We start from the raw sequence: 18,421 nt of genomic DNA on the forward strand, positions 1-18,421 counted from the left end.
CGTGATGGATCTGACAGAGTTTAATGAAATTCGTCCTTACAATGATGAGGAACTTCCTCAAATCTTTGAGGAACTGATTGCCGATCCGGCTTTTCAGAAAGCTGCTACCGGGGCTATACCGAACGTTCCATTTGAACTTCTGGCGCAGAAAATGCGTGCCTGTAAGACTAAACTTGATTTTCAGGAGGCATTTTGCTATGGCATTTTGTGGAAGATAGCGGCAGATCATACCGCCGGGCTGACACTGGATCATACCGCCATACCGGATAAAAGTAAAGCTTATACGTATATATCGAATCATAGAGACATTATTCTCGATTCGGGCTTTCTCTCTATTTTGTTGATTGACCAGGGAATGGATACGGTAGAAATAGCGATTGGAGATAATTTGCTGATTTATCCCTGGATTAAGAAACTGGTACGTGTCAATAAATCATTCATTGTGCAGCGGGCATTGACAATGCGGCAGATGTTGGAATCTTCAGCACGTATGTCCCGTTATATGCATTACACCATTTCGGAGAAAAAACAGTCCATTTGGATTGCGCAGCGTGAAGGACGTGCAAAAGATTCGAATGACCGTACACAAGACAGTGTGTTGAAAATGCTGGCAATGGGTGGTGAAGGTGATTTGATAGACCGTTTGATGGAAATGAATATTGCTCCGCTTGCTATTTCATACGAATATGACCCGTGTGATTTTCTGAAAGCGCAGGAGTTTCAGTTGAAGAGAGACATCGAAGGGTATAAGAAGACGACGCAGGACGATTTGATTAATATGCAAACCGGTCTTTTCGGATATAAAGGCAGGGTACATTTTCAGGTTGCCCCTTGTCTGAATGATGATCTGAAAGAGTTGGACCGTTCGTTGCCGAAACCGGATTTGTTTGCCCGTATCTCTGCCTGTATTGACCGCCACATTCATTGTAACTACCAGATATATCCGGGGAATTATGTGGCGTACGATTGGCTGAATGGCACGACGGAATTCGTGTCCAATTACACGGAAGAAGAGAAACAACAGTTTATGAACTATATTGAACAACAATTGGCAAAGATCAAGATTCCGAATAAGGATGAGGACTTTTTGCGTGAGAAGTTGTTATTAATGTATTCCAATCCGTTAGTTAATTATTTAGCAGCTTGCCGATGAAAAGAAGAAAATTACATGTTATTTGGTTGTGGGGATTGCTTTTCCTGATGACTGCCTGTGGAGATGATGATTATTATTATCCTTCAGTGAAACTGGAATTTGTGACTGTAGAGGCCGGGGAAGACGGTCGTATACAAACGCTTATTCCTGATAAGGGAGAGGCTTTGCCTGTGGCGGAAGACCGTACGGGTTCTACTATTGCCGCAAATACCTCCAGACGTGTAATGAGTAACTATGAAGTGCTTCCGGATGGAAGTGCGGCTACTATATATTCTTTGCAATCGCTCATTGTGCCAGTGCCTAAGCCGGAAGATGATCCGGTGTATAAAGACGGTATAAAGCAAGACCCGGTAGAGGTGGTCAGTATCTGGCTGGGGAGGGATTATCTGAATATGATTCTGAATCTAAAAGTCAGTACAGGCAAAGGACATACTTTCGGCATAGTGGAAGATGTGTCTGAACTTAAAACAAATGGTATTGTGAATATGTTATTATACCATGATGCGAACAGTGATGAAGAATACTATAATCGGCGTGCTTACATCTCTGTTCCTTTGGCGCAATATATTGATGAAGAGCATCCTGGCCGGACTATGAATATTAAGTTTAAATATTGTACGTACGATAAGGATGGATCTGCGGTAGTATCTGAAAAGTATTGTGATCCCGGGTTTGACTATACTCCTGGGCAGAATTGAATAATAGAGTATATATGTTTAAATTGAATCAATTAATCGTGGGGATATTTTTATTTCTCTCTTCCCTTTTCTCTTGTCAGCAGAAAGGAGATTTTCAATCCATGAATGTAGAGGAATTTGATTCTCTTATTCAGAATGAGGATATACAACGTCTGGATGTCCGCACACTTGCGGAATATTCGGAGGGGCACATCACGAAGACAATCAACATCAATGTGATGGATGATTCTTTTGCTTCAATGGCTGATTCATTATTACAGAAGGATAAACCGGTGGCTGTGTATTGCCGTAGTGGTAATCGGAGCAAGAAGGCTGCGGCAATTTTGAGTGAGAAGGGCTATAAGGTCTTTGAGCTTGATAAAGGATTTAATTCCTGGCAGGAGGCTGGCAAAGAAATAGAGAAATAAGGTAAAGTAAAGAGCGGGCGGTAAGTAATAGCCTGCTTTTATTTTAAATACAATAAGAACAAAAGAACATCTCAATTTTCAAATCCTGTTTTTATATTTATAAGTAGGATTTTAAGGAGATGTTCTTTTGTTCTTATGCGTTGATGGAAAAGGCTTTTCGGCCTCTTTATTTTTCGGTTATTTTAGTCCTTCCAATAGTCTCTTCAGAACGACAGTTGCCGAGATTTCACGATTAGCAGCTTCCGGAATAACGATTGATTGCGGGCTTTCGATCACATCGTCTGTCACAATCATATTTCTGCGAACCGGAAGACAATGCATGAAATAAGCGTTGTTGGTAACTGCCATTTGACGGTCGCTGACTGTCCAATCACGATCTTTACTTAATATCTGTCCGTAATTGTCGCCAGAATAAGCTGCCCAGTTCTTGGCATATATAAAGTCGGCTCCTTCGAAAGCCTTCATCTGGTCGTATTCTACTTTTGCGTTGCCTACAAATTGCGGGGCGAGTTCATAACCTTCGGGGTGGGTGATGACAAATTCGTAATCCGTTGCGTTCATCCATTCGGCAAAAGAATTGGGAACAGCTTGTGGCAATGGACGTGGATGTGGAGCCCAGGTCATGACCACTTTAGGACGTGCTGTTTTCTTGTATTCTTCAATGGTAATCAAGTCGGCAAAGCTCTGCAATGGGTGGCGTGTTGCCGCTTCCATCGAAAAGACGGGACGTCCGGAGTATTGGATAAATTGATTGATAATCGTTTCCTGATAGTCAAAGTCGCGGTTTTCGAAACGGGCGAAAGAACGTACTCCGATGAGATCACAATAACAGCCCATCACCGGAATGGCTTCTAAGATATGTTCCGGTTTATCGCCATCCATAATTACGCCACGTTCGGTTTCCAGTTTCCATGCACCTTGATTGATATCTAGTACCATTACATTCATTCCCAAGTTGATTGCAGCTTTCTGTGTGCTAAGGCGGGTGCGCAGACTGGAGTTGAAGAAGATCATCATCAAAGTCTTGTTTCGTCCCAGTTCTACATATTTGAAACGATCTTTTTTAATTTCGAATGCTTCTGCAAGGGCTGATTTTAAATCGCCGATGTCCTGTACACAAGTAAATTTCTTCATACCATTTATCTTTTAATTCTTAATTTTCAATTAGTTTCGTCCAATACCTTGTTTGATTTTTAACGATAAAGGTATCGTCTCAATTTCTTCTCGTTTGCCCGTCTCCTTCGATGACCCATTTGTAAGAGGTGATCTCTTCCAGTCCCATCGGACCGCGCGCATGTAGTTTTTGCGTACTGATTCCGATTTCTGCTCCTAATCCGAATTGCGCTCCGTCAGTGAAGGCAGTAGATACATTGGTGTATACGCAAGCTGCATCCACAATCTTTGTGAATAAGGCTGCACGTTCCTTGTTTTCGGTAACAATACACTCGCTATGTTTGGAGCTGTTTTCCTGAATATGTCCTAAGGCATCTTCGAAGCTTTTTACGGTCTTGACAGCCATTTTATAATCCAGAAACTCTGTGCCGAAACTTTCTGCTTTGGCGTGTTCCAGGAGTTCGGCTGGATAGCGGCCTTCTAATGCTTGATAAGCTTGCGCGTCAGCATAGATAATGACATGGCTGTCTTTTAATTTCTCGCAAAGCATAGGGAGATCGGTCAGTCTCTTCTCATGTATAATGCTGCAGTCCAGCGCGTTACATACGCTAACCCTGCGTGTCTTCGCATTATGAATAATAGCTGCCCCCTTGTTTACATCTCCAAATTCATCAAAGTAAGTGTGACAGATACCTGCCCCTGTTTCAATAACGGGAATTTTGGCATTTTCGCGTACGAAATGGATCAGGCTGCTGCTGCCTCTGGGGATAATCAGGTCTACGTAACCCACAGCATTCAGCAATGCTGCCGTAGCTTCTCTATCAGCCGGAAGTAGTTCTACAATGTGTGGATTGATATTGAATTTCTTCAATACTTCGTGAATCACACTGATGATAGCCCGGTTGGAACAATCGGCATCACTTCCTCCTTTCAATATGCAGGCATTTCCACTCTTTAGACAAAGGGAGAAAACATCAAAACTGACATTCGGACGGGCTTCATAAATAATTCCTATCACTCCGAAAGGAACGCTGACTTTTGTCAATCTCATGCCATTGGGGCGAACACTTTCTTTCAACACTTTACCCAAAGGAGAGGGGAGTGTCGCTACATTGCGTGTATCGGCAGCAATGCCTTTTAAACGTTCTTCCGTTAATTTCAACCGGTCGTACTTCGGATCATTTTTGTCCATCCGTGCGAGGTCTTTTTCATTCTCTGCAAGAATGAAAGGTGTTTCTGCAATTGCTGCGTCAGCTACTGCATTTAAAATCTGATTGATGATGTCATCATTCAGCAAGGCTAATTCCCGACTTGCCACCTGTACGGCAGCAAAGGTCTCGTTTAAATTTGTAGTCATTTGCTCCTTTTTTGCATTAAATGGAAAGATAAACTATGCAAATATAGTGAATGATGTGAATAAAACTTGTTGAGAACAGAAATAAATGTTGCTTTTGTAGTGGTATATCAGCAATATACGGGCGTCTCAATGCAGATGTTTTATCTACAATACATTATACAACCGAAAATAAACGCTTTCCTTCAATCAAGATGCTAATATTCTCCAGAATAATAGCTTCAATTTCTTATCACTGCTTCGGGTTGACTTGCAATATTACTAACCCTATCTACAGTTGACCTTATTATTGATTATTCAATGTATAGATAGTCATAATGTACTACCGGTTTCTTTCCATGCTTACCGATTGCTTCTTGCACCTGTTTGGAATCGCAGTTCACCTTTCCAACGCCCACTTGATTTCCTTGAAAGTCCATGATACGCACAATGTCATCTTTCTCAAATTCACCTTCAACGTGAGTAATTCCGATGGGGAGGATGCTGACAGCCTTTTCAGAGTTTAGAACTTCTGTCGCACATTCGTTGATGTGAATTTCTCCTTTGGCAAACCCCTCGCTATGAGCAATCCATTTTTTGACACTGGATACCGGTTCATTTGAAGGGATAAAACGTGTACAAAGCGTTTCTTTCGGATGCTGAAGCAAATCTACCAGAATATTATCCCGTTTCCCGTTGGCAATAATCACTGTAATTCCTTCATCAGCTACTTTGCGGGCAATATTTGTTTTCGTCAACATTCCTCCCCGTCCGAAACTGGACTTAGTTGCCTGAATATAATTGGATAAATCTTTTCCGTGATCGATCTTCCGGATAACAAAAGAACCCGGATCAGCAGGAGAACCATTGTAAATTCCGTCGATGTTGCTTAGGATAATGAGAGCCTGTGCATCCATCATGGAAGCGATGAGTCCGGACAATTCATCATTATCAGTGAACATAAGCTCGCTGACGGAAATTGTATCATTCTCGTTGACAATAGGAATAACATTATTTTCAAGCATTACCGTCATACAGTTTTTCTGATTCAGATAATGGCGGCGGGTACCAAAACTTTCTTTCGTGGTCAACACCTGACCAACAGGAATACTATGCTCGCGGAAAAGTTCGTAGTAACGGTTGATGAGCTTAGCCTGACCTACGGCAGAAAACAACTGGCGTTGGTCTACACTATCGAGCTTTTTCTGTGGATGCACTTCACTGCGCCCGGAAGCAACAGCTCCTGAAGAAATCAGAATGATTTCCACCCCGGATTTATGTAATTCCGCTATCTGGTCAACAAGTGCCGACATACGGGTAACGTCCAGCGTTCCGTCGCGGCGTGTCAATACATTGCTTCCTACTTTTACTGCGATTCGTGTAAATTCCTGTTTCATTCTTACTAACGATTTGAAAGCACAAATATAGAGCTTTTTGCCGATATGTTACCAAAACAGGCTAAAAAGAATTATCTTTGCAGTCAGATAGAGAAAAGATAAGCAATGAAACATACAAACCCACAAGTAGAACAGATGACCTCTTTCATCGTAATGGATGTGTTGGAGAGGGCGAACGAATTGCAAAAACAAGGCATTGATATTATTCATCTGGAAGTTGGCGAACCCGATTTTGATGTGCCGGCCTGTGTGGCGGAAGCGGCAAAAGCGGCTTATGATCGTCATCTGACTCATTATACACATTCTTTGGGTGATCCGGAACTGCGACGGGAAATTGCCGCTTTTTATCTGCGCGAATATGGGGTAACGGTAGATCCGGATTGTATTGTCGTGACTTCCGGGTCTTCTCCTTCTATTCTTCTTGCATTGATGTTGCTCTGCAATCCGGATAGTGAAGTGATTCTTTCCAATCCGGGGTATGCTTGCTATCGCAATTTTGTGTTGGCTACGCAAGCCAAACCTGTTTTGGTTCCTTTGTCTAAAGAATATCTGCAATACGACATAGAGGCTATCCGCAAATGTGTGAATCCGCATACTGCGGCTATCTTTATCAATTCTCCGATGAATCCGACCGGAATGTTGTTGGATGAAAAATTCTTGAAGGACGTAGCTGCATTAGGAGTTCCTGTCATTTCAGATGAAATTTATCACGGCCTTGTGTATGAAGGGCGTGCACACAGTATCCTTGAATATACCGATCAGGCTTTTGTCCTGAACGGATTCTCTAAACGCTTTGCGATGACGGGGCTTCGGTTGGGTTATTTGATCGCACCTAAATCTTGTATGCGATCTTTGCAAAAGTTACAGCAAAATCTGTTTATCTGTGCATCCAGTGTTGCCCAGCAGGCAGGGATTGCCGCATTGCGGCAGGCTGAACCGGACGTGGAACGGATGAAGCTGGTTTATGATGAGCGTCGCCGATATATGATTGCCCGTCTCCGGGAAATGGGTTTTGAAATAAAAGTAGAACCTCAAGGGGCATTTTACATTTTTGCTGACGCACGCAAATTTACTACCGACTCTTATCGTTTTGCATTCGATGTACTCGAACATGCACACGTCGGTATTACTCCCGGGGTAGATTTTGGTACGGGAGGCGAAGGATATGTACGTTTCTCCTATGCAAACTCATTGGAGAATATCCGTGAAGGACTCGACCGTATCAGTCGTTATCTTTCTCGGCCCGGCTCCTGATAAGTGCGGTGGCCGCTTCGTATTGATCCTCGGTGACAAGAACGGATACGGAAGGAGCGATATAGGGTGCCAGTGTACCCATAATCCCATCTTTGATTACGCAACGGATGTCATTGCTTTCTAATAGCCCTTTGATGATCTCGGCTTCCCATGGGGATCCGGAGAATACTTCTATTGCTTTGCTATAATCTTCTTCTTTCATGATCTTGCTTATTAGGGGTTATCTACAAATATAACAAAAAAGAGAGAGAAACGGTTACTTTTTTTCTTAAATTTTATTCGAGCGTGATGTGTTTTACACTAATCTGCTGTTTCAGGAAAGTAGAGGCCGATTCTGAAAACTTTTCTTCCGCTTCGGTCGTGTAAAACTGACAGTTCCCATTCTTCGTGCATTTTGCATCCATTTCGGGATGTCTTTTCAGATAGTCTTTCAGACTTTCCGCAACATACTCGCCTTGCGCAATTACACTGATATGCTCCGGAATATATTGCCGGATTTTGGGTAGAAGTATGGGGAAATGAGTACATCCGAGAATGACAGTATCTATTTGAGGATCCTTCGATAGCAATTGGTTGATGTACTTCCGGATAAAATAGTCTGCTCCTTCGTCCTGTGATTCATTGTTTTCAACTAGTGATACCCACATCGGACAGGCTGTGCCGCTGACCTGGATTTCAGGAAACAACTTGTGTATTTCCAACGGATACGATTCGGATTTGATGGTGCCTGCTGTTGCCAGTACACCGATATGCTGGTTTTTGCTTATCTCTCCGACACACTCTACGGTAGGGCGGATGACTCCGAGCACACGGCGAGCCGGATCGATGCCTGGTAAATCATTCATCTGAATACTGCGCAAAGCTTTTGCGGAAGCTGTATTGCAAGCTAATATAACCAGGTGGCAGCCCATATCAAATAGTTTGTTGACTGCTTGCCGGGTAAATTCGTATACGACCTCAAAAGAACGTGTTCCGTAAGGAGCACGTGCATTATCTCCCAAATAGATATAATCATATTCCGGTAATACTTCTCTTATTTTGTCTAAGATGGTCAGACCTCCGTAACCGGAGTCAAATACTCCGATCGGTCCGGGCGTATTGGATAGATGTTGCTTCATGACACACTTGATTTATATACGCAAATGTACGCCAAAAAAAGGGAAAGAGAAAGAAGGATCAACTTCTTTCTCTTTCCCTTTTGGTATTTCTTTATTCTTGCTCAGTTCCTATTTGATACCAAGATTTGCTTTTACCTTGCTAGTCAAGTTGATGCTCTGTGATTCGTTTACGTATGGAATCGAAGTTCTTGCCAGGTCGAAGATGTAGATTACCCCTTCAGCAGCGCCTACGGCTTTGATAGCATTGTCCAACTTCTGATAGATAGGAGCCATGGCATCATTTTGTGCTTTCGCCATTTGCTGTTGAGCATCTTGTTGGAATTGCTCTTGTCTTTGCATCATATCTTGCAATTCTTTTTGTCTTCTTTCAGCGATGTTGGGAGGAAGAGAATCCTTAGCGATAGCTTGTTGGAATTCCTGATATTTCTTGTTGAATTCTTCCTGCGTTCTCTGAAGTTCAGCAGTAAGTTGTTTTTCTAAAGTCTGAATGTCATTTTGAGCTTTGGTGAATTCGGGCATCACAGTGATGATTTCCTGTGCATTAATGTGGCCGAATTTCAGGTTCTGTGCAAATACACCCATTGGGAGTGCAAGCAACATTACAAGTGCAATTTTTTTTAGCATAGTTCTATAATTTATTTGAATGATTTTTAGTTATTTCCAGCTGCAAATGTATGAAATTAATTTGAATATCCTAATTTTCTTAGGATTTCATCACTAATATCTATGCGTGGATTTGCAAATATTATACCTGTAGCAGAGGCTCTGTCGATAATCAAATCATATCCATGTTGCTGTGATATAGCTTTCACGGCTTCATAAATATCGTCCTGAATCGGAGTAATCAACTTATCTCTCATCTTGGCTAATTCGCCTTCCGGACCGAAGTAGTTACGCTTCAACTCGGCTGCCGCTTTTTCTTTAGCTACGATTGCATCTTCTGTCTTTGTCTTTTGTGCGGCAGAAAGAGTGGAAGATTTTGCCTGGTAATCCTGGAACATCTTCTGTGCTTCTTTTGCCAGGGCTTCTACTTCGCTCTGGTATTTCTTCGTAGCTTCTTGCATTTGCTCATTAGCGCTTTGAGCTGCCGGAATATTCTTCATGATATATTCCGTATCGATCAGTGCAAACTTCTGTGCATTTGCCGCCATGCTGACAGCAAACAGCATCATGATTAATAGAACAGACTTTCTCATAACGTTTAGTTTTTGATGATACATTAGAATTCTTGTCCTAAGATAAAGTGGAATTGACTTCCTCCGTATTGTTTAGAACCAAATACTTTATCGAAACCGTAACCCCAGTCAATACCCATCATACCAATCATCGGCAGGAAGATACGAACACCGACACCGGCAGAACGTTTCAACTCGAATGGATTGAATTTCTTGATATCGTGCCATGCGTTACCAGCTTCTAGGAAACCTAACACATAAATGTTAGTACTTGTTTCCAGCATCAACGGATATCTTAATTCAATGCCGAGGCGTGCGTAAGCATAACCTTCAGATCCGTATGGAGTTAATGAGCTGTTTTCGTAACCGCGCAAAGCGATACTTTCAGTTGCATAAGTTGAATAACCGGTCATACCGTCACCACCCACGTCGAATGTTCCGAACGGAGATTTCTTGTATTGGTTGTAGTGACCTAACAAACCGAATTCAGTACGTGTCATTAACACCAGACATTTCGGATGTGCAATCGGGTCCATCAACGGAGTATACGTTTTGCCTTTGAATTTCCATTTGTGGTATTCTATCCATTTATGAAGTTTATTCATGTTGTCCTGGGTAATGCTACCTGTTTCAGGGTTACTATAATATCCCTTATAGTCTTTACCGTCCATCAATGAGTAAGGCGGTGTAAGCTGAACTGACAATGAAAAATCTGAACCTGAACGGGGGAAGATCGGGTTGTCAATAGAGTTACGTGCCAAAGTCAATGAAATGCTAAGGTCATTACATTTACCGTTGGTTACCGGGAAGTATTGCCAGTCGCTTAAGTTGTAGCGTTGGTAAGCTAATTCTGCAGAAAGAGTGAAATAGTCATCCGGCCATTTCAGACGTTTACCCCAACCTACGGAAAGTCCCCACATCTTGATAGACTTGTCCGGGTCATAATAGTTTTCGTAGTTGTTATAGTTACCGTAATTGTACATACCATAACCACCGTAACCACTATACATGCTGTTGTAGTAGTTGTTGAAATAGCTGGAATTGTAGTAACGGCTACTGATGTCTGTCTGTACAGAGAAGAAAGCCGATACAGAGAATGAGTTCGGACGTTTACCGCCAAACCATGGATCGAAGAATGAAATACTGTATGATTGGTAGTATTTAGCATTCGTCTGTCCGCTGATGGTCAATGTCTGTCCGTCACCTTGCGGCAGGATACCACGGTAGTTTTCACCCGGGTGTAACAGGTTGGCTACGGAGAAGTTGGTAAACTTCAAACTCAACTTACCAATGATACCCGTTTGTCCCCAACCGGCAGAGAACTCTACCTGGTCGTTGGCTTTGGAAGTCAAAGGCAAGCCTATGTCAACAGTTCCGTTCATCGGATCCGGTTGAATATCCGGTTGCAGTTTTTCCGGGTCAAAGTGGCCCATTTGCTGGATTTCACGCAAAGAACGCATCAAGTCTTCTTTGCTGAACAGCTGTCCCGGGCGGATACGAAGTTCACGGCGAACGACGTTTTCATACAAACGGTCGTTACCACTGATCTTAATCTTATTGATAGTAGCCTGACGGCCTTCATAGATTCTCATTTCGAGGTCGATAGAGTCGCCTACGATATTTACTTCTACCGGATCAAGGTTGTAGAAGAGGTAACCGTTATTGTAATATAAGTTACCGATAGCATCGTCGTCTGTAGAAACACGCTCATTCAACAACTTCTGGTTGTATACATCGCCTTTCTTCATACGAAGCAGGAAGTTCAACTGTTCCGACGGATAAAGAGTATTACCTACCCATGTCACGTTACGAAGATAGTATTTCTGACCTTCGTCTATATCCAAATATACATCTACTGTCTTTTCATCATATTGTGAAACGCTGTCTTTAACGATCATTGCATCACGATATCCCAGCTCATTATACTTGTCGATGATAAGTTGTTTATCTGCTTCAAAGTTTTCCGGCACGAATTTCTTGGTGCGGAACAAGTTTAGAAGTTTACCTTTCTCATTGGTTTTCTTCATTACTTTTTTCAGCTTGGAAGCCTTGATTGCAGTGTTTCCTGCAATGGTGATTTTGTGTACTTTGATTTTCTCCTTTTTGTCTATATCAATATCCACAATCACCTGATTCTCGCTGGAAGGATCGTCTTTCTGTGCGATGATTACTTCGGCATTTTTGAATCCCTTGTCATCAAAATAACGTTTGATCAATGTTTTGGCACGGTCTACGGTATTCGGAGTAATCTGCATACCTTTTACCATTCCTAGCTTGGCCTCAAGGTCGGTACGTTCTGACTTTTTCACACCGTGGTAGCGTACATCTGCGATACGTGGGCGTTGTGTCAGACTGATTTTTAACCAGATTTTGTTGCCTTCTATTTTCTCGGCTGTGATTTGTACATTTGAGAACAAACCATGACGCCAATAACGTTTGATTGCTCCAGTGATTTCGTCACCCGGCACAGTAATTGTTTGTCCTACCGATAGTCCGGATAGTCCAATCAATACATAGTCTTCATAATTCTTTACGCCTTCGACTTTAATATCTGCTATCTCATACTTTTTGGGTGTTCCGGAGTATAAGATGACAGGTTTTGAGTCTTCATCAGTGTTAGCATTTTGCGCAACGCCTGTTGTCGCAAAGCAGCACAGGCAGACAAACGTTATGAATATAAAGGAAATACGATAATGCATTTATGTTATAATTTGATGTTTCGAGTTATATTAGCTGATCTGTTCACTGGTTTTGCCGAATCGGCGTTCCCTTTGTTGGTATTCCCAAATGGCTTTGTAGAGTTCTTCTTTGTCGAAGTCCGGCCAGAAGGTATCACAAAAATAAAGCTCCGAATAAGCACATTGCCATAAGAGATAATTGCTTAACCGGATTTCTCCTCCCGTGCGGATCAGTAAATCCGGGTCGGGCATAAAATTAGTATCCAGATGAGATGAGATACACTCATCGGTTATTTGCTCGGGAGATATTTCTCCCGTTTTTACCTGCGTTGCTATTTGCCGTACCGCTTCTGTTATTTCCCAACGGGATGAGTAACTAAGAGCTAGTACCATATACATTCCACTATTCTTGGATGTGCGTTCTATACATGACGTCAAACTTTTCTGAACTTCAACCGGTAACTTCTTGAAATCACCGATTACGTTGAAGCGAATATTGTTCTTCATCAGTGTCTCTTCTTCAATAGATTCTAGCAATAGATTCATCAAAGCCGCTATCTCGTCTTGCGGCCGATTCCAGTTCTCGGTTGAGAAGGTATAAAGTGTCAGGTACTTAATCCCCAGTCTGGCAGCATCTTCAGTAATATTCTGTACCGTTTCTGCGCCAGCACGGTGACCGTAAGTACGTTCTTCCCCTCGTTGTTTTGCCCATCGTCCGTTTCCATCCATAATGATGGCTACGTGTTGTGGTATCCGAGTTTTGTCTATTTGTTCTATATAGGACATCTTTTTATTTTAAACGTATACGTTTTTATTTCTTGGCATTTGCCAAATCAAACCATAGCTGATTAAGACGACCACGCCATACCTCTGAATCATGCTCATATGTGCGTGGTTCAGTTGTGGTTGCCTTTGTACTTTCTTCTTTCTCTACCTCTTCTTCAAAACTTGCACTTCCTTTACTAAAGATAATCCATAGATTTTGAGTGTCAGGATCTAGTACCATTGAATAGTTGGTTTTGCCTCTGAATTCAGGATCTACATCGGGATCTGGAGTTCCTCCTTTGCTCCAATCTCTATGGGGGAAAGAGAACTTAGGATTCGCCTTTTTCCAGAATAATCCTTGATTGGAAACATAAATAGAACTGAAGTCTTGACCAAATATGTATACTAAGTCATTATAATATATAATAGATGGTTGAGTGTATTTAGGGCAGTATGCAACAGAGGAAGTAGTTGAGAACTCAACCCATTTGTTTCCGTCATATGCCCATACAATGGTCGTTTCTAATTTACTGTCATCAGCCAAAGTCGCAGTTTCTGTATCTCCTACTAGAAGGACTGAATTAATATTTGTCGAAGACTTATATACTGTATAGGATATATTTTTAGTTGGAAATTTAGATGGCACTTTTCCTCCATTTTCAGCTTTATCCAAAGTCTCTTTTGGTACATCATTTGTTTGATAATAGAAATAGCGTTGGTTATCTGCTCCTTTCTTTATATAACAAATTCTGCTGACATCGTTATTAGTCAATGTGGCTAGTAGCAATTCCACTCCCTCACCAAACATCGTTGATTCATTCCATTTTTCTCCATCTGCAGATTCATATACTTTACCATCACCATTGGAGGTGGCATATAACATGGTTCTGCTTCTGTTGAATTGGAAGGCAATGATAGAAGTCGGAAGTTTGCCTTTTGGTAATCCCTCTATTTCTTTATACTCCCAACTGCCAAAGTTTGTTAAAGAGTTTTTGTATGCATATAACTTTGTGCCAACTACAGAGTATGTGAGAACTTCACTTCCAAAAATAATAGATTTTTGTTCTCCTACAATTTGGTCATCTATTTTATTCATATATTTCCACCTTAACGAATCCGGATCATAGTCATGCACATTTACTTTGATCTTGTATTCCTTAGTTTGATTAGGAGATATACCCGCTAATGCTTCTGTTGACCATACTTTTATAATAAGTTCTTTCCGAAGATCGATTGAATCATTAATGTTTAAGACAGAATCGTTTCCGCTTTTGTCCTTCATCGTAACGACACCTGATGCCGTTGTTAATGTTTTGATTAAAATCTTGTCAATGATGGTATCGGCATGAACAGGAAGAGAGTCTTCGTTATAGATTTCACGTGATAATTGGTCAATAGTGAATTTATAACTCCCAAGGCCTGCTGTGTCAAGTGCAAACGCATGTATAGTTGCATCCGGGCTATATTCGATGTTATTATCGTCATCAAGACATGACGTTATAACAAATGACACCATGAAAAAACTCGCAATGAATGATAAAAACTTTATTTTCATTTGAAAGATTGTGTTTATTTACAAGTTGCAAAAATAGAAACATTTTTTCCGATAATGAACATTACAGGTAAGTTTTATATAAAATTATAGATAATAACACTGTTTTTATCGACGTAAAACCCCCTGAATAGAACTATCTTAGCTATAATCGACGAACATAATGCCAAATTTGTCTTTCGAAGTGTTCTTCTATCGAATAACTAAAATTATCGTCCATTTGAGGTGCTTTAACACCGGAGTGTAATCGGCCGGGGCACTTTTCGATATAGGCTTCATCCCATAGCTCATTATCAATGAATGATTGCAGCAATTGCCTGCCTCCTTCCACCAATAATGATTGTATCTTTCGTTGATACAATGCTTCCATGATCTGTTTCAATGGGTTATGGTTAAAGTTGATGGTGATATATGTGATGTTCTTTTTTTCTGGCTGTTCCTTTTCAGTAAAGATAAATGTAGGCACGTTGCCATCGAATATTTGTAAATCATTAGGGAGGGATAGCGTGCGATCTAACACAACGCGTATCGGGTTGTGCCCATACCAGTTGCGTACCGTAAGTGACGGATTATCCAATAAAGCAGTTCGCCTGCCTACCATAATCGCATCCGCCTCCGCTCTTTTTTTATGCACTAGCATGGAAGTAAGAGGAGAGGAGAGGCTTACCGGTTTTCCGTCTGTACGTTCTATATCAATAAAGTGATCGGCTGATTCTGCCCATTTCAGTGTAATGAAAGGACGGTGAAGCGTATTAAAAGTGATAAAACGGCGAATCAGCGATTTACATTCTTCCTCTAATACACCGACTGTCACTTCTCGTCCGGCATCCCGTAATTTCTGAATTCCCCGTCCGGCCACTTCTGAAAAAGGGTCTTGACAACCGATAACAATGCGTGGTATCTGCTTCTCTATAATAAGATTAGCACAAGGAGGCGTTTTCCCATAGTGGGAACAAGGCTCCAGACTGACATAAATCGTAGAATGTTTTAATAATGATTCATCTTTGACAGAACGGATCGCATTAACCTCCGCATGCGCCTCGCCACAGCGAATGTGGTAACCTTCGCCGATAATTCGCCCGTCACATACGATAACGGCCCCTACCATCGGGTTTGGAGATACGTTGCATAACCCATTCTTTGCAAGCTCAATGCAACGTTTCATGTATTTTTCTTCTTCCATTTTGGTGCTCTTCGCCATATTATTCTTACTTTTGCACTCCGAAATTGTGAAAATATGAATCGTATCACCGCTTACATTCGCCAATCTTTGCAGGAAATCTATCCACCGGAGGAGGTAAAAGCCCTTTCGATGCTGATTTGTTGCGACATGTTAGGTTTAGATGCGCTCGATATTTACATGGGCAAAGATATAATTTTATCCGAATGCAAACAGCGTGAATTAGAAAACATTATATTCCGTTTACAGAAAAATGAACCTATACAGTACATTCGTGGTGTTGCGGAGTTTTGTGGAAGGAATTTTAAGGTTGCTTCCGGCGTGCTGATTCCCCGGCCGGAGACTGCGGAGCTTGTAGAACTAATAGTAGAGGAGAGTCCGAATGCTCGTCGTCTATTAGATATAGGTACGGGAAGCGGATGTATTGCGATCTCTTTGGATAAAAAACTTCCGGATGCAGAAGTAGAAGCTTGGGATATTTCGGAAGAAGCATTGGCTATTGCTCGTAAAAACAATGACGCCTTGGAAGCCGGGGTGAGATTTCTGCAAAGAGATGTATTGTCTGATGACTGGGAAAAGGTGCCGTCTTTTGATGTGATCGTCAGTAATCCGCCTTATGTGACTGAAACGGAAAAGAATGAAATGGACGCTAATGTCCTTGATTGGGAACCGGGGTTGGCCTTGTTCGTTCCTGACGAGGATCCTTTACGGTTTTATAATCGTATAGCTTGTCTGGGAAGTGATTTGCTATTGCCGGGCGGAAAACTTTATTTTGAAATCAACCAGGCTTATGGCCGGGAAACAGCACACATACTTGAAATGAACCAATATCGTGATGTTCGTGTTATAAAAGACATATTTGGAAAAGATAGAATAGTTACAGCTAACCGATGAGTGCACAATTAACTGATGAAGAGGCTTTAAATCGCGTAGCCTCTTACTGCTCCACTGCCGAGCATTGCCGGGCAGAAATAAATGAGAAGTTACAACGTTGGGGAATTGCCTATGATACCATTGCGCGTATTCTTGACCGACTGGAATCAGAGAAGTTCATTGATGATGAACGTTTCTGCAGGGCTTTTGTGAATGACAAGTTCCGCTTTGCCAAGTGGGGGAAAATGAAAATAGCCCAGGGGCTTTACATGAAGAAGATCCCTTCTGATGTGGCATGGCGTTATCTGAATGAAATTGATGAAGAAGAATACCTTTCTATTCTGCGTGACCTGCTGGCTTCCAAACGGAAAAGTATTCATGCGGCAGACGATTATGAATTGAATGGAAAGCTGATGCGATTTGCCATGAGTCGTGGATTTGAACTGAAAGATATTAAGCGTTGTATCGACATTCCCGATGAAGAGGAACAAATTGACTGAAAAAATAAACGGATTCTTCTTTTTATTCTCGTTCAATTTCTGTACTTTTGCGGCAAATAATTAATAGTTAGTTTAGTTATGAAAAACTTAGAGAGACTATTTGCGGAGAAACTGTTGAAGATTAAAGCTATTAAACTTCAACCCGCTAACCCTTTTACATGGGCTTCTGGATGGAAATCCCCCTTTTACTGTGACAACCGTAAAACTCTGTCCTATCCTTCTCTTCGTAATTTTGTGAAGATTGAAATTACACGTCTGATATTAGAACGATTCGGACAGGTGGATGCGATTGCTGGTGTGGCTACAGGCGCTATTCCGCAGGGAGCTTTGGTGGCTGATGCATTGAATTTGCCGTTCGTGTATGTTCGTTCTACCCCCAAAGATCATGGATTAGAAAACCTGATTGAAGGTGAACTTCGTCCGGGTATGAAAGTCGTAGTCGTAGAGGACTTGATTTCTACTGGTGGTAGTAGTTTGAAGGCTGTTGAAGCAATTCGTCGCGATGGTTGTGAAGTGATCGGTATGGTTGCAGCGTATACATACGGATTCCCGGTAGCTGAAGAGGCGTTCAAAAATGCGAAGGTGACTTTGGTAACGTTGACCAATTATGAAGCCGTGCTTGATGTTGCTCTTCGTACAGGTTATATCGAAGAAGAAGACATACAGACATTGAACGAATGGCGTAAAGACCCTGCTCATTGGGATGCTGGAAAATAAGATTCATTTTTTGATCAAACATATTTGGTAAAAAGAACTGTTCGGGCAATATTTGGCCGGATTGTTCTTTTTTTGTTTTATACTAATAGAAAATTATGAGTAATTTTGAGAGTAGTGTCAAGGTAATACCTTACAGCCAGGAGCGCGTATATAATAAACTTTCAGATTTAAGTAATCTGGAAGCAGTCAAAGACCGTTTGCCAAAAGATAAGGTGCAGGATTTGAGTTTTGATTCGGACACGTTGAGTTTTAGTGTCTCTCCTATCGGAAAGTTGACTTTGCAAATTGTAGAGCGTGATCCTTGTAAATGTATAAAGTTGGCAACAACTAACTCTCCTCTTCCTTTTAATATGTGGATTCAATTGGTTGAAACTGCAGAAGAAGAGTGCAAAGTGAAGGTAACTATCGGAATGGATCTTAATCCATTTATGAAAGCAATGGTACAGAAACCTCTCCAGGAAGGTTTGGAGAAGATGGTTGATATGCTGGCAGTTATTGGATATTAAAC

19 protein-coding genes are annotated in these 18,421 nt (G+C 41.6%); 8 read left to right on the forward strand and 11 right to left on the reverse strand.

The window, feature by feature from the left end; genetic code table 11:
* Positions 1–4: 4 nt before the first annotated feature.
* The 3 genes from INE92_RS22815 to INE92_RS22825 are packed head-to-tail and all read left to right on the forward strand — an operon-like array spanning position 5 to position 2,258.
* Complete coding sequence (locus INE92_RS22815; protein WP_055235911.1) at positions 5–1,153, forward strand: 1-acyl-sn-glycerol-3-phosphate acyltransferase; 1,149 nt, start codon at positions 5–7, stop codon at positions 1,151–1,153.
* Positions 1,150–1,851 (forward strand): NigD1/NigD2 family lipoprotein, encoded by a 702-nt coding sequence (locus INE92_RS22820; RefSeq protein WP_008024467.1) that lies wholly within the window; start codon positions 1,150–1,152, stop codon positions 1,849–1,851. The genes INE92_RS22815 and INE92_RS22820 overlap by 4 nt, the downstream gene beginning before the upstream one ends.
* A 14-nt stretch (positions 1,852–1,865) precedes the next feature.
* On the forward strand, positions 1,866–2,258 hold the full coding sequence (locus tag INE92_RS22825; protein ID WP_004312995.1) for a rhodanese-like domain-containing protein: 393 nt from the start codon (positions 1,866–1,868) through the stop codon (positions 2,256–2,258).
* 177 nt (positions 2,259–2,435) lie between these two features.
* On the opposite strand, the gene INE92_RS22830 is transcribed toward INE92_RS22825, so the two are convergent.
* From INE92_RS22830 to proB, 3 genes are all read right to left on the reverse strand, one after another.
* Positions 2,436–3,392: a Rossmann-fold NAD(P)-binding domain-containing protein gene (locus tag INE92_RS22830; protein WP_008024468.1), complete on the reverse strand. Its 957-nt coding sequence runs from the start codon at positions 3,390–3,392 to the stop codon at positions 2,436–2,438.
* A gap of 79 nt (positions 3,393–3,471) precedes the next feature.
* On the reverse strand, positions 3,472–4,728 hold the full coding sequence (locus INE92_RS22835; protein ID WP_055235910.1) for a glutamate-5-semialdehyde dehydrogenase: 1,257 nt from the start codon (positions 4,726–4,728) through the stop codon (positions 3,472–3,474).
* 290 nt (positions 4,729–5,018) lie between these two features.
* A complete protein-coding gene (gene proB, locus INE92_RS22840; RefSeq protein ID WP_008645179.1) occupies positions 5,019–6,101 on the reverse strand; it encodes a glutamate 5-kinase in 1,083 nt (360 codons plus the stop codon).
* A gap of 105 nt (positions 6,102–6,206) precedes the next feature.
* On the opposite strand from proB, the gene INE92_RS22845 reads away from it, so the two are divergent.
* Positions 6,207–7,355, forward strand: coding sequence for a pyridoxal phosphate-dependent aminotransferase (locus INE92_RS22845; RefSeq protein ID WP_008645180.1), 1,149 nt, complete (start codon positions 6,207–6,209; stop codon positions 7,353–7,355).
* On the opposite strand, the gene INE92_RS22850 is transcribed toward INE92_RS22845, so the two are convergent.
* The 8 genes from INE92_RS22850 to ribD all read right to left on the reverse strand — a co-directional run bounded on the left by INE92_RS22850 (position 7,324) and on the right by ribD (position 15,844).
* Positions 7,324–7,557 (reverse strand): DUF2007-related protein, encoded by a 234-nt coding sequence (locus tag INE92_RS22850; RefSeq protein WP_004313000.1) that lies wholly within the window; start codon positions 7,555–7,557, stop codon positions 7,324–7,326. The genes INE92_RS22845 and INE92_RS22850 overlap by 32 nt on opposite strands.
* Before the next feature lie 73 nt (positions 7,558–7,630).
* Positions 7,631–8,473 carry a glutamate racemase gene (gene murI / locus INE92_RS22855; protein WP_008024472.1) on the reverse strand — a complete coding sequence of 281 codons (843 nt, stop codon included), beginning with the start codon at positions 8,471–8,473 and terminating at the stop codon, positions 7,631–7,633.
* A gap of 108 nt (positions 8,474–8,581) precedes the next feature.
* Positions 8,582–9,097, reverse strand: a complete 516-nt coding sequence (locus INE92_RS22860; protein WP_004310501.1) for an OmpH/Skp family outer membrane protein — start codon at positions 9,095–9,097, stop codon at positions 8,582–8,584.
* A gap of 56 nt (positions 9,098–9,153) precedes the next feature.
* Positions 9,154–9,669 carry an OmpH/Skp family outer membrane protein gene (locus tag INE92_RS22865; protein ID WP_008776422.1) on the reverse strand — a complete coding sequence of 172 codons (516 nt, stop codon included), beginning with the start codon at positions 9,667–9,669 and terminating at the stop codon, positions 9,154–9,156.
* 23 nt (positions 9,670–9,692) lie between these two features.
* Positions 9,693–12,347 (reverse strand): outer membrane protein assembly factor BamA, encoded by a 2,655-nt coding sequence (gene bamA / locus INE92_RS22870; RefSeq protein ID WP_004313003.1) that lies wholly within the window; start codon positions 12,345–12,347, stop codon positions 9,693–9,695.
* Between the two features lie 30 nt (positions 12,348–12,377).
* Positions 12,378–13,112, reverse strand: a complete 735-nt coding sequence (locus INE92_RS22875) for an isoprenyl transferase (protein ID WP_004313004.1) — start codon at positions 13,110–13,112, stop codon at positions 12,378–12,380.
* Between the two features lie 25 nt (positions 13,113–13,137).
* Complete coding sequence (locus INE92_RS22880) at positions 13,138–14,646, reverse strand: DUF6242 domain-containing protein (RefSeq protein ID WP_008645183.1); 1,509 nt, start codon at positions 14,644–14,646, stop codon at positions 13,138–13,140.
* 142 nt (positions 14,647–14,788) lie between these two features.
* Positions 14,789–15,844 carry a bifunctional diaminohydroxyphosphoribosylaminopyrimidine deaminase/5-amino-6-(5-phosphoribosylamino)uracil reductase RibD gene (gene ribD, locus INE92_RS22885; RefSeq protein WP_195436422.1) on the reverse strand — a complete coding sequence of 352 codons (1,056 nt, stop codon included), beginning with the start codon at positions 15,842–15,844 and terminating at the stop codon, positions 14,789–14,791.
* A 36-nt stretch (positions 15,845–15,880) separates the two neighbouring features.
* Between ribD and prmC the strand changes: the two genes are divergently transcribed.
* The 4 genes from prmC to INE92_RS22905 all read left to right on the forward strand — a co-directional run bounded on the left by prmC (position 15,881) and on the right by INE92_RS22905 (position 18,419).
* On the forward strand, positions 15,881–16,717 hold the full coding sequence (gene prmC / locus INE92_RS22890) for a peptide chain release factor N(5)-glutamine methyltransferase (protein WP_004310496.1): 837 nt from the start codon (positions 15,881–15,883) through the stop codon (positions 16,715–16,717).
* Positions 16,714–17,196, forward strand: a complete 483-nt coding sequence (locus INE92_RS22895) for a regulatory protein RecX (RefSeq protein WP_004299786.1) — start codon at positions 16,714–16,716, stop codon at positions 17,194–17,196. Before prmC ends, INE92_RS22895 begins: the two co-directional genes overlap by 4 nt.
* Before the next feature lie 78 nt (positions 17,197–17,274).
* A complete protein-coding gene (gene pyrE, locus INE92_RS22900) occupies positions 17,275–17,913 on the forward strand; it encodes an orotate phosphoribosyltransferase (protein ID WP_004299787.1) in 639 nt (212 codons plus the stop codon).
* Between the two features lie 95 nt (positions 17,914–18,008).
* A complete protein-coding gene (locus INE92_RS22905; protein ID WP_004299788.1) occupies positions 18,009–18,419 on the forward strand; it encodes an SRPBCC family protein in 411 nt (136 codons plus the stop codon).
* Positions 18,420–18,421: the final 2 nt, after the last annotated feature.

The sequence above is a fragment of the Bacteroides xylanisolvens genome, assembly GCF_018289135.1.
Taxonomy (GTDB): domain Bacteria; phylum Bacteroidota; class Bacteroidia; order Bacteroidales; family Bacteroidaceae; genus Bacteroides; species Bacteroides xylanisolvens.